The organism is Mucilaginibacter sabulilitoris (assembly GCF_034262375.1).
Taxonomy (GTDB): domain Bacteria; phylum Bacteroidota; class Bacteroidia; order Sphingobacteriales; family Sphingobacteriaceae; genus Mucilaginibacter; species Mucilaginibacter sabulilitoris.
On the sequence record NZ_CP139558.1, the window covers coordinates 5734873 to 5749783 of the forward strand.

Genomic DNA, 14911 nt, shown 5'->3' on the forward strand with positions numbered 1-14911 from the left:
ATTTTTCAGATACCTGATTGGAAACCGGCCCATGAACTTGCCCAATCTTTTATTTGCCGCCATATGCTGCACTAATTGGATCTTTTCCCGCGTTTGAAGACGCTCAATACATAGACTCCAATTTAGAATTAGGAGCCTAAAGGAAAGGACGCCGGCCCAATTAGCGATCGCCTGGGTCAATGCCCGGGGTGCGCATATCATGCCATTGGTGAGCATGAGCAAAAGGTCCAGATTGCCGGAAAACATCGCCGCAATGGATATCAGCTTCAGTGCCGGAGAAATGAAACTTTTAAATGATACTTTTGCAGCAGGCGCGATTTTGGGCAGCACCTATTTACAACGCCAATGACCAACCCAGCAGAAATACTACCCGGTGTGATCTTCTACGCTTACCTCTCTACCGAGCGGAAAGACAAGGTCTGCTTTTGGGCGAACCATGCGATGGTCATGATGGTCTCCGGCCAATTCAACCTGGAGACCTCCGGCCAAAGCATTTCCATCAAAGCCAGCGAAATGCTGCTGATCGGTAAGAACCAGCTGGGCACGCTAACGAAAACGCCGTTGCCCGGACAGGATTACGAAAGCATCGTCATCTCCCTGCAGGAAGACCTGTTGCGCAAGATCGCACTGGAAGAAAAAATCACAGCAGACAGCAAATACACCGGCCGCCCTAATATCCAAATCCCTTCCAATACCTTCCTGCAAGGATTTTTTCAATCCATTATGCCCTATGCCCGGGGCGCAGCCGGGACCCTTAATGAAGAAATGGGCACTCTAAAGGTTAAAGAAGCGGTCAAACTGCTGCTGCATACCCTGCCTGTCCTACGCAATTTTTTGTTTGATTTCTCCGAACCCCATAAGATCGACCTGGAGCGTTTCATGGTCGGCAACTACCATTTCAATGTACCGGTCGAAAAATTCGCTCAACTCACCGGCCGCAGCCTCGCCGGTTTCAAACGCGACTTCCAGAAGACTTTCAACGCACCGCCACGACGGTGGCTGCAAGACAAGCGCCTCAACGAAGCCAAACATCTGATCGAGCACAAGCATCAGAAACCTTCGGCCATTTACCTGGACCTGGGTTTTGAAAGCCTGTCACATTTTTCGTATTCCTTCAAGAAAAAATTTGGCAAAGCGCCGACCGCTTGAGTTAAAACAAGGATCATACGATATTGTAGATGCTTACCTTTCATGGATGAAAAAAGCAGGTTTCATCCGGACATTGGTCTGACCATCCAGTTATCAAATCCTATACCAGGCAATACCTTACTAGAGTCTATTGCTCTGACTGTTGCCGAAGGAAATAGGTTTGCGCTGATTTCCCGGTTCATCATTGTACACGCTAACTGGCATGACCGTGCTCATGGCTTTCAGCTATTGGAGCAAGAACCAGCACGATATAGATTGGAAATGGCATCATTGATTTGCGCTATGAGAACCGATGTATATGGTGGAAGATGCAGGTGCTGCCGGTTTGATCTCAGTAGGACGTTTACCATCGGGCATCAGCCGGGGTTCGCCCCCCATCACTGAAGTCTTTCATACCGAAATAAATATGTGCGTAATCCAAGGCGGTCAGGAAATATCTTTACCGGAATCTTCGATATCAGTAAGATGTTCCGGACAATACACAGGGATTAGCTTTTAGTCCAGCCAGTTTGATACATAATGCTGTGCAGGGTTATTAAAACGAGTTCAGTCTTGTTTCTATAAAACTGGAGATGCTGATGATAACAACATCCTGGGTGCTAATATAGGTTTCGCTTTGCGGCGTAATAATAAAGCTGGATTCAGGCTCCAGATCTGCTATGCAGTTTAGAAAGCCTTTGGATACGACAGGTGCATTTGATAACTTGATCTCGATGCATGCCCGTGGGCGAACGCCCTCGACAAGCAGTAAATCGCATTCAGCACCGGCCTGGGTCCGGTAAAAAAAAAGATCAAGGTGATCCGGCTTGGCCTGAAATATTTGTTCCACAACATAACCCTCCCAGGAGCCGCCCACGCCAGGATGACCGAAAAGATCTTCCTGGTTTGCTATATTGAGTAACCGGTGAAGTATTCCTGTATCCCGTATATACGTTTTGGGAGACTTTATTAATCGTTTCTTTGCATTGACAAACCAAGGCTGTAAACGCCTCACCATATAGCCCCCTTCCAAAAAATCAAGGTACCTGGTCACCGTGGTGGCACTCACACCGAGCGATCTTGCAAACACCTCTGTATTGAGCAGATTCCCGTTCGAATGCGCCAGCATACTCCAAAAATTACGCAGAAGAACAGGAGAAAGCGCAACGCCGAACAATAGGGCGAGGTCGCGTTCTACATAGCTTCTTATAAAATCATTGAGCCATTCAATGGCATAACCGTTATTTTCGGCCAAAAAAGCTTCCGGAAAACCGCCCCTAAACCAGTTCATCCTGTAATCCAACACACTGCTAACCTCGGTGATTCCGATGGGTGTTAACTCTGTATAGGCAATGCGGCCCGCTAACGTCTCTGATACGCCTTTTACGAGTGAGGGAGAGGCTGAACCGAGCAGAATAAACCTGCCTGGTGTGCGTTTCGCATCGATCAAAGGCCTTAAGATGCTGAACAAGGCAGGCATCAGCTGGATCTCATCTATGATGACTCTGTCGTTCTCGTGTGAAGTTAGATAACTGAATGCATCTTGTAGTTTATTTTGATCAATGGGGTTTTCCATATCAAGGTACACACTGCGTTGCTCATCAGTGTTCAGGTGTTTAGCAAGTGTAGTCTTTCCTACCTGACGAGGACCTAATATGGCGACAGCAGGAGACTTTTTAAGTTTATGCACCAGTAACACTTCCAGATTTCTTTTAATCATAGCCTAAATTACATATTTACCTAGTAAATCCAAACTTTAAGTTTGGATTTACTAGGTAAATATTTTACCGGATAAATCATGACTTAATTTGACGGATATTAATTTTAAGGCACTTTTCGTGCGTGTTTTTTGTCTTATTAAACTAACACGCACGAATCGCACACTTTTTTATGCGATTTAATGCATACTTTGGCTATTTGGGAAAACAAAAAAGCCTGTAATCATATGATTTACAGGCTTTTGTTGTGTTTTGTTATTCTTTTCAGCGGTGAGGGAGGGATTCGAACCCAACCTTATATCAAATTGATAATTAACAATTTACACTACAAACATAAATCATACTACATGAATCGTACACTTTTCTTTTGACCGCAGCAAATCCTTAATTCAAAGATACAAGTCCCTTGTCTAAAAACCTAATGTCTTACCATTTAGCGATAAAAACTATACCTGAGTTTGCCAATGAAACGGATTCCACAGCTTCAGCCCGCTACATTAAACAATTACCCCCTATATTTGAAACGCCAATGATTTTAAGCCCCTGTTGCTTCACAGACTATACGAATTACGGACCAGAAAGGTGACCTCCCTTATTTCGTGTCCTTTGAAGCATCTGCTTGCCAAAGTACCACCAAGTCCAATATTGGTGAGTCCATTTTCGACTTTAAAAAAAGCGTTTGTATCCATCCACCGTTCTCCGACTATTGGTAGATTGGGCAAAGGATTTACTTTTGCCGAGTTCCTTACACCTATGTCTGCCGGCTCTGCTAATGTTTGAACAGCTGACGAACTATAAAGATGGGTATAATTCGGAAACGGAGTTCTTGCGCTCCCAGGGCATTTATAGCTTATCTCCCCTATAATACATCTTTATAATAATATTGTTCTCCAAATTCGAATACTTGAAACAACTGTCGTTTAAAGTAATAATTTTGTACTTCATCCCTCCAACATTTATAATACTATCATTAACAAATTTCCACGATTCGATTAACTGAATGTCTCCAAAACTTGCCTTTTCAAAGGTTTTAGATCCCTTGTGCCGCTTATAAACTAACCATTTCCCGTCCTTGCTGAAACTATAAAATGTGGAATCCCTTCCATTTTTGGTACCCGCCTCTACTTGCCAAAGTTTGCCATCAGAATACAGGAGTTTCTCTTTGTTTCGTTGATTATTGCATGCAAATGTTAAAAGTGCAAAAAAAATCGACAGACAACTGTATTTATTACTTTTTATTACTCTTTGCTTTATCATTGGTATCTATAATTACAAGTTTAATATGGCCCGTTGGGGCATTCGGATCTATTCCTATTACCATGTCGCTTTTGTTAGCAATTAATGATTGATTTGCCCTGATAACCAACTTCTCGATATCTTCACTCTGAACATAATCTTTTTCATACGCATCTTCTAAATAACTAATAAAACTTCCTAATACGCCACTCTTGAAGCTCTCAGTAGTTTTTCTAAAACTTTTATCAGCTATTTCATCTGCATAAACTTCAGCATGCTCGATGTTGGTAGCTCCTAAAAAACCTTGTTTTCGATCCCTATGGAGTTTTTCGTGATATAATGCATTGATCAAATTATCATAATTTCCTAAATCGCGATCAATATTTCCTGATGTATTATTTAAATAGATATTAGCTCCGGTGGTAAATGCCAAGCCATCCTTATTTCTACCCCTCGGTTTTACCCCAACTACCCCTCGGGGTATTCCTATTTTACTTCCATAATAGCCGGCTATGTTAGCGATTAACTGTTCATTATTACCGCTAAAGGGGAGATCTGCAATGTTCACTAGTTGACCTTCATTCGTTCTTACTAAAATATTGTGTCCTTTTGGTGTTATTTGAACTAATTCACCCTTTAAATTAAAAATATGATCTTTGGGGCCCATTCCGTCTGGGTCGGTAAATCGAATGGGATTGTTAAGTGCATAAATATAGGGTGACCATCTGGGATATTTTTCCGCCAGCGGATCCACACTGGTCCACCTAACAACCAACTTAATTCGAGTACCATTCTTTATTCTCAACATAATTTATACTATGTTGCTACTTATCATAAGTTGATAAACGAACGAACATACTGGCACGATGGCTTCTTTGATCTACGATGGTGCTGTACGAAGACCGGTTATTCAAAGAGCAACTTCATCGGTACCATAAACAGACCACTGGCAAACATTGTGAAGGGGCTCCGGATATTACTTGATGCTTTGATTTCAACCTGCTTTTATTACAAAATAAACTTCTTACAGCTTTATAATATAATAAAAAAACCTCGTTGCACTTGCTCCGCAGAGGTTTTACCTAAATCATATGAAGATATTACGTCTTGAATATGAACTACGAGTATATGGGTTGCTGTTTATCTGCAAAGTTTTATTCACAGACTATGTCGGCATATATAATCGATTCTACAGTTATCCTATATCGGCCGATATTTAGCCTTTCTAAGAGGACCGTTGTCAAGATAATCAAGATATAAGTTACCGGTCACTATTAAATACCGCTAATGCTATTTTCGAAAGATATGGTTGAACTTTTTTGGCGACATCGCTGTCGGAATAAAGGGGCTGAAAAATTTCTATCACAATAGCATCCTTTGTTTTTTCTTTTCCAAGCTTCATTGCTTCGTTAATAAAATCTACGCAACTATGAATGATGTGCTTATTATCAATATTTGACATCATATATTGATAAAAGTCTGCTAAGATGAGATATACTCCATCCTCTTCGTCGAATATGGTCTGAAATCCAGGGACAAATGATCTTAAACGGTTGATCAGTCTTGGATAATATTCATCTCTATTGACCTGAAATTGCATGTTGTACTTGAATTAACATAGATTTTACAATTTGTCTATCAGCAGCTGACAGATTAGCTCTGTTTCTCCATACTTTAGTTAAAGCAGTTCTTAATTCAAAAATTTTTTGCGTGTGGTTGCGCCCACCAACAGCGACACCGGATGCTTGCTCAAGTCGATACGCTGCCATTGTACTACCATCTCCAACCTGTGCACCTTCTCTATAAGTATATTCAATAAGACGGCGCAATTTAGAATTTTGTGCTGAATTTAACAAATTTGAGCGAGTAGTTCCGATTAATTTACCCGGCGATGCAACACCTAATATTCCTAAAAGAACAGTAGCGACATCGTCGCACTCTTGTACATTCGACTGATTTCCAGGAGCATTTATATCTCTCACCAATATCTGCCACCATCTATTTATTACCCCTTCATCACCCCCATCTGTTCCATTTAATATAAATTCTAAATCTTGGGACTGTTTATCGGGCATATCGCCTTGATTGTAATTATAGGCAGATGCTGGAATTAAATATTGCCCACCGTAATTTTTTGCTTTTGTAGGATCATAAAAGGTATATTGATCTCCTTTTTTATATTTTTTATCTGGATCTTCATAGCCAACCAATGCCTTAGTCCCATCTCCAAAATCCATATAAACTCCATGATCATCGTCATCAGTATGATCTATAACAGTGCCGCCCGGATTAATAATCGTTGAAGCATATGCCATACCATTGGGGTCGATGTTTTTAACTGGGCTATTAGCCGCATAATTATAGGGAGTTGACTTTCTATATGCTTCCGCCAACGGATCTATGCTTGTCCACCTTGCTATAACCGGGTCATAGAATCTGGCGCCGTAATCGTACCATCCCAGGTTTTCCTGCAATTCCTTCTTATTATAAAGATAATTATTTTTTAAGCTTGGTATCGTAGCCGATTTAATATCCATGCCGAAGGGATAATAGTCATCCGTCTGTTTGGCTGTAGCTGTTGCCCCGAAACTGTCAAAACTTACCCTGCTGTTACCCAGGTGGTCCGTTAAAGTGTATTCGTAGTTATACGTGCTGGCGTCTTTAGGCAATGCCCGTCCTTCCTCCGTTTGGATAAAAGCGATGGCCGTGCTCCCGCTGCTGTTGTCATACTGGATGCCATTAATATAGTCGGTTATATCTGTCCCAAGCACCCGCCTCAGCTTCTGTCCTGTAGCATCATAGGTATAGGTTGTATTCTTGCCCGTGATCGTCTGCGGCAGGTTCAAAAGATTATACGAAATACCGGTGATTCCCTTGCCGCTGTCCTGGGTCAGGTTACCATTTCCGTCATAAGCGTAGGTTGTTGTCCCCTGTTTTAACCCAAGATCATTTGTCGTCGCGTCATTTACACTTGCAAGCCGGATGCTATTTGTACCATAGGTATACGTCAGCTGGTCGATCAGCACCGCTCCTGCAAAACGTTTCATCGCCGTAATACTGCCCATATTATCATAGGTAATACTGTTCTCGTTGTTTGCTAATGTCCCGCTGCTAATAGTACTGTTGCCAAGCGTCAATCGGTTCAACTGGTCGTACAAATAAGTATAATGTTTATCCAGGTTTCCTGGCACGCCCCAGAACTGGTAAGCAATATTGCCGTTATAAAATTTGGTAACCCCGGTATTGTAACGCAGTTCTTCGGCAAAAAGCGGTGCGCTGCTCGTCCTCAGCCAGCCACGTTCATTGTACGCATAGGTGATATCTTGCCGGAAGTTGACGCTGTCGGTACTATGCAGGTGCTTTTTCCACAACTGGCCGACCTCATTATAATCAAGTTGGGAGATCAATGTACGGGTGTCAGCCGCCTGATCGCCATTGGTAATCTGCTTCCAGGTCTTGATCTTCCTGCCCATGTGGTCATAGATGTATTGATCATTCACAGTTACAAATGGCACGGTAGCGCTTGATGAGGTAAAATGCCTCCGCTGTGTCCTGGTAATCTGATTGTTGAAGTTATACCTCACAGTTTCCACGTCATAATTTGAGGCACTCAGTATACCGCCCAGGTAATGGCGCTCCGTCGTTTGTCTTTGCCTGCCTTTGTCATCATAATAATGTACCGCCCACATCATATCCGGCGCCGAATTATTGACGGTGTTCAGTACCATTGTACGGCTTGCCGTCAGCAATCCGGTTGGATTGGTCAGCGTGCCGGTAACTGCAGGGTTAAAAGGTTTGGCCGGAAATAGGTAATCGTCATAGTAATTGATCTGCAATGTTTTGCTCAGCGTCGGATAGCTGGTCGGGTGATATCCTGGAGTGATACCGGTGGTGATTGTATTGTCGCGAACATCCGCCTGTGTTCCTCCATAAATGCTGGCCTGTAAATTGGCTAAAGTTCTCACGGAGCCTGCGTTCCAGAGACCAGTGATGACTACTCGTCCAAATGCATCATATTTATTCACTGTCCATTGGTTAGCCAGCCTTTGGGTACTATCCTGGGTCAATACAGGTTGATCCAACTGATTGTACACCGTAAACTCCCATCCTTTACCTGGGATCTTTTTCTGCGTCAGCCGGTTCCGCTCATCATAGCGGTACCAGTAGCACAAATTATTCAATATCGCTCCTGTAGGCGTTACGACGTCGGCATTTGATCCCGGTGTCAGCACATATGCCAAATTCCCCGAATCGTCGTATACATAATATGTTGACAGCATTTGCAAAGTTAAAGGTGCTCCTGTATAGTTAAATGTTCGTTTAAGTACCACATGCCCTTCTTTATCCTTGTATTCTTCAGTTGTTCCCCCTCTGCCATTAGTCCAGTTCTCATCTTTGCTCACGGTTACGTAAAGCTCACCCGTTTTATAGTTCAAATCAGTCGCATTTCCACGTGTAAGCGTCCGGCTTCCGTTCGGATTGGCTGTCGCCATATATAAAGGCACAATCCTGCTCGTTACGGTATCAGCCCCCGAAAATGCTATTTCATTATTCGTCGCGTATACTTGTTTTACGGTATGCCCCGAAGTGGAGATACCCGCATTCAGCGGTTGCCAGGCCGCTCCCGGTGCGCCTTGTTCCAGTACCCGGTTCAGCGGGGACGATTCATAAACCGTTTGGGCGTAAGGATTTGGAATATTGGGTATACCGGATATCGGAGTGGAGTAAAAATTCGGCTGACCCAGTCCTGAAGACAGCGCATCCGTTTTATAACTGCCATTGCTCGTTCCCGTTTTTAAGGCATAGGGCAAATATTTTTTCACTTCTCTGCCAAACTCGTCATATTCGATCGGCTGTACTACATCCTTATACATCTTGGACCCTTTGACATCAACCGATTGTATCGGACGGCCCAGGCCGTCAAAGTATTGTATATTAACATCAACGCTTCCGACATTCATACCCGAAAGCTGGGTTATTCCGGTGACATCATCTACCTCCGTCCGTAGGGTGCTATTTACAATATAATTCATATTGCTACTTGGGGTGATAGCCATCGGCTGGTTGTTGATCACGGTAACGATCGCAGCTGCAGTGTAAGCTCTTGCGCCATTACTGATGGCGACCCTTCGAAAATACGTTGTTGCATAAAGCGTTCCTGGTGCATATCCGTTAGAGGTTACCGCAGGTGAGATATCAGTCCAGGAACTGCCATCATCAGAGATCTGCCAAAGATAAGTAATGGTGCCATTACCCCCTGAACCAGACGCTGAACTGGCGATCGGGGCTGCAGCTGTGCTGTAATTGATCGACTGGGAGGCCGGGCTTATCGTTCCGGCCAGCAGCTGGGGATAAACGGTGATCTTGACTGAATTGGTATAAACGATCGCGTCATTGCTGTTTACTGATCTGCGAAAGTAGGTTGTCGACAATAGCTGTGTCGGTTTGTAGGTAAGCCCCGTCGCCGTAATGATATTAGTCCAGGTAGCATTATCCGGGGAGCTTTGCCAAACGTAATCATATGCGCCGTCTCCCCCCGATGCTGTACCCACGCTTGCCAGCGTTGCCGCATCAGCCCCGTAGTTAATCGTCTGGGGAGTGGTCGTGATGCTCCCGGGCATGAGCTGAGGGTAAACTGTTGCGGTATAATTACCAGTATAAACCGTTTCTGTCTCGCAGCTGATTTTACAGCGGTAGCCAGTTGTCGCCGTCAGGTTTCCGGGCGTATAGCTTTGACCGGTCGCCCCGCTGATATCAGTAAAGCTGACATTGCCGTCTGTGCTGACCTGCCAGCGGTAGGTATAATTACCTCCGCAGGTTCCTCCTGTGGCTGAGGTTGTGCTGATCGTACCCGGACTTTCTCCATAATTGACATTGCTCCCGGCAGAACTGATCGTGCCTGGCGCCAGGTGCGGATAAACATTGACGGTGGCAGTTGTGGAATAAACTGATTCACCTCCGCAGGTAACCATCCGTTGATAATACATCGTTTGTGTGAGCGCAGGTGGCGTATAAGAACTTCCGGTCGCGCCGGATATTGGGTAGAATGTGGAACCGTTACTCGAATTTACCCATTGATATCCATAAGAACCATTACAGTTCCCGCCTGATGCCATCGAGCAACTTAAGACCGCCGGTGCCGCTCCGGTAAGCACGCTCTGACTCGCGGGACTGGCATTTCCGCCATTCAGCGCCGCCAGGACATTGACCACCGCAATTCCGGAATAGCCGCTTTGTTGCGCATTGGTTAACACATACCTGCGGTAATAATAAGTGTTCGCTGATAATGCTCCTGAAAAACTCAAATTCTGCCCCGTCGCGCCTGGAACATTGGTCCAGGTAGACTGATCAGTGCTCTGCTGCCATTGATAGCTATAGGTGATCGGCGGGCATCCACCGTTGGATGCAGCGCTGCAACTGATGGTACCCGGCGTGGTTTTATAAACGGTCTGCGCGCTATTGCCGTTAATAACTCCTGGCGAAAGTATCGCTGTAGCACTTACATTTAGCGAGGCGCTGTAATTACCAGAACTATAGACGTGAACATTCACACTGCCCGATCCTGAATTCCAGATAACTGAAACCGAGGAAAGGCCTGTTCCGTTCTGACTGCTGCTACTGGTGCCCGCTATTAGACCTCCAATAATCTCCCATTGGGTGGGATTACCGGAGGTGTAGCTGCTGCTCACGCTGTAGGTATAAGTTTGCCCTGCCGCAGCACATGTAGGACCAGAAATAGTCATTTGGGCTAAAGCTGTTTTCATGAAACCGGCAAGCAGCACTATTGATAAAATCAGCACGCGAAGACTAATTTGAGCGGAAACTGACTTGTATATCTGGATATCATTCCGCAAAATCTTACGGGAACTTATTCTAAAAAGTCTCATATTGGTGATAATGGTTCAGGTGTTTACTTTGGTTATTGTCCCGCGTAATGATAATCGGTGTGCTTTACTACATGTCCATCCTCGTCTTTTACATTTTTCAATCGCTGAAAACTGTCATATTCGTAGGTGGTTGTTATGCCTTTCGCATCCGTCGCACTGGTCATACCCACCAGCGGATCATAGGTATAAGTCGTCATTTGCGCATCGGATGGGCAAAAGCGTACATCGTCGATTTGTCCGCTGGGAATATTAATCGTATAGCTGCCCCCTGTTACACTCACCGGGGATTGCGTTTGTAAAGTCCAGCTATTTCCGCTCTTCAACCAGTAGCTGAGTACGTAATTCCTGACTGACAGCCCATTTAAGTTTTTGGTGTAAGCTCCGGTATAACTTAAATGACCGGTTCTGGCGTCATTTATCGTGCTGTTCCCGCCGCCTTCCTCGAAACCTTCGTAGTAAAAATCTTTGGTCCCGGTTATGGTAGTTACCGTTGTGCTTACCGGGTAAAATATGCCCAGACCAACATCAGAACCGGTGTTCTGACTTTCATAGATCTGAGCAGTGACAATGTAATGGCCAGGTATAAAGTTACTATTGGACCAGGCCGTACTATAACTGCCGCAATTGCCTCCGGGACTTGATACGCAAAGCGGTATGGTCGTGCCTGTAGTTGACGGCCCGCTGATAATCACACTTACCTTCATAGAACCATTGGTTCCCGGGTTGCCCGTAAAACCAAGGCTCATACTGATAGTACCCGTGGCGGTCATGTCAAAAGCCGTGGTATAGGTAGTTGTACTACCATTGGTTAAACGGATGTAACCGGTACCTTGATCTGTGACAATATTGTCTGTACTTACAGATAAATTTGCAGCATTTGCTACTGTCACGGTCGGATAATTATTATTATATCCCCATTGAAATGCTTGCAGCGTACCATTGGTTTGGTGCATTTGCAGGGCATGACCGAAGGCGTCATAATTGCCAACCGACATCCTTGGTTTATAGGATGGATCTTTAGTCAGTTGTCCTGATGTGTTTATCGTAGATGGGACAAAGCTTGTAACCGGGTTTATGCTTTCGGAAACATAGGAAAGGTCCGGAAGCGGCAACGTACTGTTGTAGCTGTTTAATGATGCGCTTATAGTCCTTAAACCGGTACCGTTTGTATTGACGCGTTGATTATAAAGCTCAACAGGGACGCTTACTGCATAATTATCCTGAAGGTTCTTAACACCTTTTGAGAAGTCATCGGTATTTGACGCGACCGTATAATTTTTCGGATAAATATAATTGGTGATCAGTTTTTCGCTACTGCTGTTTTGTACGGCCTGCTGAACCAGATTGCGGGTACTGTTACCGGGATCGTAAGTATAGTCGGTGGTGGTTACGGTATTAGCCGAAAGCGGTTCCGTAGGGTATACCGTTTCTACTCGTCGTTTTAAGAATGGATAAAACGTATAATTCCTGACAGCCGAAATCCTGAAAAAATTCATTCTATTTCCGTTACTCGGAATTATTTTCGCTGACGTCAGTATTGATTTAACATATGCATTAAATCTGCCCGGATCGTCATTGTAGGTATTTTCAACACTTTGAACAGGCCGACTATTATTGTTATAATAAAATTCTGTAAGAACGTTTCCCCGTTCAAAACTACGATCAGTATAATTGCAGAGCAATCCGTCAGTAGGCGCCATATAAAGATATGCGTCCGGCGTATGATCCATATAGCCATTATCATGGTTGGTGAATGTGGTTGCTTTCATTCCGTTATAAACCCCATTTGCCGATTGTCGTTCGATAACTTTGGTATAGGTGACGATGGTCCCGTCATTATTATGGACCGGATATTTATTGTTGCTAGTGAAATACCAATAACTTACATTGCTCATGGTCACTGCCGAATATCCGGGGGCATTGTAAAAACTTAAATTGGGCTGATTGACAATGTATTCCGGTAACGGAGAACCCAGCACACCACTTGATACGTTAGTTGCGAGGTCGTTGACATAACTATATTCAAATACAAGGGGCTTACCGGTTACGTTGTCCGTTGAGGTTATTTTACTGACGCGTACCCCCCCGCCTGTAGCCTCTGTTCCCAATATGTTTAATCCGGCCGGATAATTGCCTACCCAGCTTTTAAACTTATTCGGCTGGTATTCAAACATGGTATACCCACCGGTTGGATAATTGATTTGTGTTAATATGCCGGCCTTCACAAAGGTTGCATCCGGCGTACGAAAGGCGTTATAATCGCTGACGCTGTTCGGGCTACCCGGAGCAATCGTCGGGAAACTTCTTAGTCCTGTATAATATCCCCAATGGTCTACATTGATAGAGCAATATTTCGGTAGGACAGTCGAATTATATTGAAATGTATAGGGAGGCATTGAGATACCGCCCGGATTATTATAATAACCGAAAGCCTGAACGGACTGCAGAAAATAGCGGGTATTACTTGGAAGCTGCGGTTGATTATAGGTAAATTTTGCTTCTTTGAGTTTTTTACCGTTATAATCCTGCAATTCAATGCTGTTCAATTTGTACCAGTTGGAAGGCGCAGCTCTTCCGTTACCCATGGCAGAGAGCTGACTTCCGTTTGGTGGTGTAATTTCAGGGTAGGCGCCATAAATATCATGTGCTATCCTGGCGCCCGCGGAACTTGATGTGGTAAAGTAATTAAAGGATGAAAAAGTTGATTCCAGATTGTCGGGCTCAAACGTTGGCTCTGAATTAAGGACCAGTTTTCCCTGTGGGAAGCTAATACTCCGAAGGTACACCGGGTCGATAATATTAACATTCGCATCGATAGGCTCCTGATAAAAGGCATTCTGAACCGAACCGATCCCCCAGGGGACGGAATAGGTTACATTGTACTGTTCCGAATTACCTGACGGTGAATAAATATATTGATTGCCATCCCGAAAATAATCAAAGATGATCTCTTTTTTATTGGGAAGGGTGATTTTACGGATATGCCAGGCGGTAGCAACTACATTGTTATTAAATATTGAAAAAAATAGCCCGGCCCGGTTAAATTCAATGGCCGTGTTGGTCGCAACGTTATCCTCGGAACCTACCTTTTTATAGTCTCCGAAATAATATTGCGTCCCGTCACCTGTAGTTATTTTAAATCCGATAAACGTCCCGACGCCGGTAACACCGGTTGCTGAAGGAAATGGTTTAAAAACGTATCTATCATATATTTCCTCGATTTTAATGGTTTTGCCATCTTTCGATCTTACTTTCCAGTTCCCATCCTCGCCCATAAAAAAAGCGCCGCTCAATCCGAAAATGTTAAAGTCAAATTCATCGGCCGCATAATCTCTTATCAGCGACTTTCCATCAATATAGAGCATTCCGGGATAAAAGGCACCGTTGCCGATGTTGGTTGTCCAGGCGCTGTTATTTGTTGGATTCGTATGTTCAATAGAGGAAAAATACCATCCCAGGTGATCGCCGGCATGAATTGTTGAAACATTATCTGCATAGTCATATGGTGCGATAAATTCATCTATGCTGCCGTTTACCTTCCGGGTAATTGTTGCTCCTGCCATAAGGTTCCAACCGGTTCCAACCCAACTGGCATGTGAATTCGGCTGTATCCCGGTTGAGGAATAGGACAAACTTACCGGCATATCAAAGTCATCCACCTTTATATCATACAAAGGAATACTGATATCTGCCGCGCCCGTAAACAAGCTTACCGGCACTTTGCCATATTGAGTAAAAGCGGTAGTCGTCGGAGACGTCAACAATTCTTTGCCGGTTATGTCGGCGTAATTTAGAGGGATTTGATTGGGTATTGATTGTTGCCCGTTTACAGCCTCGCTTGCTATCGATAACATTAAAACCGCAATTGCGCGGCATACTCTTATTTTCATACTTATTATAGTGCGCTGGGATAAGGTTTGTGGGGTTGGTTTATTATTTTCA

Annotated in this window: 7 protein-coding genes; 2 read left to right on the forward strand and 5 right to left on the reverse strand. The window is 44.1% G+C overall.

Annotated elements, in window-relative coordinates:
• The first annotated feature begins 196 nt into the window (after positions 1-196).
• Positions 197-349: a hypothetical protein gene (locus SNE25_RS24365; protein ID WP_407667055.1), complete on the forward strand. Its 153-nt coding sequence runs from the start codon at positions 197-199 to the stop codon at positions 347-349.
• Positions 346-1149, forward strand: a complete 804-nt coding sequence (locus SNE25_RS24370) for an AraC family transcriptional regulator (protein WP_321561629.1) — start codon at positions 346-348, stop codon at positions 1147-1149. Before SNE25_RS24365 ends, SNE25_RS24370 begins: the two co-directional genes overlap by 4 nt.
• Positions 1150-1684: 535 nt before the next feature.
• Here SNE25_RS24370 and SNE25_RS24375 read toward each other — a convergent pair.
• The 5 genes from SNE25_RS24375 to SNE25_RS24395 all read right to left on the reverse strand — a co-directional run bounded on the left by SNE25_RS24375 (position 1685) and on the right by SNE25_RS24395 (position 14859).
• Positions 1685-2848, reverse strand: coding sequence for an ATP-binding protein (locus tag SNE25_RS24375; RefSeq protein WP_321561630.1), 1164 nt, complete (start codon positions 2846-2848; stop codon positions 1685-1687).
• A gap of 1226 nt (positions 2849-4074) precedes the next feature.
• A complete protein-coding gene (locus tag SNE25_RS24380) occupies positions 4075-4890 on the reverse strand; it encodes a hypothetical protein (RefSeq protein WP_321561631.1) in 816 nt (271 codons plus the stop codon).
• A gap of 453 nt (positions 4891-5343) precedes the next feature.
• Positions 5344-5682 (reverse strand): DUF7674 family protein, encoded by a 339-nt coding sequence (locus SNE25_RS24385; RefSeq protein ID WP_321561632.1) that lies wholly within the window; start codon positions 5680-5682, stop codon positions 5344-5346.
• Positions 5663-10969, reverse strand: coding sequence for a DUF6443 domain-containing protein (locus SNE25_RS24390; protein ID WP_321561633.1), 5307 nt, complete (start codon positions 10967-10969; stop codon positions 5663-5665). Before SNE25_RS24390 ends, SNE25_RS24385 begins: the two co-directional genes overlap by 20 nt.
• Before the next feature lie 32 nt (positions 10970-11001).
• Entirely contained in the window at positions 11002-14859 is a 3858-nt protein-coding gene (locus SNE25_RS24395; protein ID WP_321561634.1) for an RHS repeat domain-containing protein, read from the reverse strand.
• Positions 14860-14911 lie beyond the last annotated feature (52 nt).

What these genes read in the sequence shown, in the direction of transcription:
- SNE25_RS24390 (WP_321561633.1), bottom strand. Translation starts at nt 10,969, where the DNA reads ATGAGACTTTTTAGAATAAGTTCCCGTAAGATTTTGCGGAATGATATC.
- SNE25_RS24370 (WP_321561629.1), top strand. Translation starts at nt 346, where the DNA reads ATGACCAACCCAGCAGAAATACTACCCGGTGTGATCTTCTACGCTTAC.
- SNE25_RS24375 (WP_321561630.1), bottom strand. Translation starts at nt 2,848, where the DNA reads ATGATTAAAAGAAATCTGGAAGTGTTACTGGTGCATAAACTTAAAAAG.
- SNE25_RS24380 (WP_321561631.1), bottom strand. Translation starts at nt 4,890, where the DNA reads ATGTTGAGAATAAAGAATGGTACTCGAATTAAGTTGGTTGTTAGGTGG.
- SNE25_RS24385 (WP_321561632.1), bottom strand. Translation starts at nt 5,682, where the DNA reads ATGCAATTTCAGGTCAATAGAGATGAATATTATCCAAGACTGATCAAC.
- SNE25_RS24395 (WP_321561634.1), bottom strand. Translation starts at nt 14,859, where the DNA reads ATGAAAATAAGAGTATGCCGCGCAATTGCGGTTTTAATGTTATCGATA.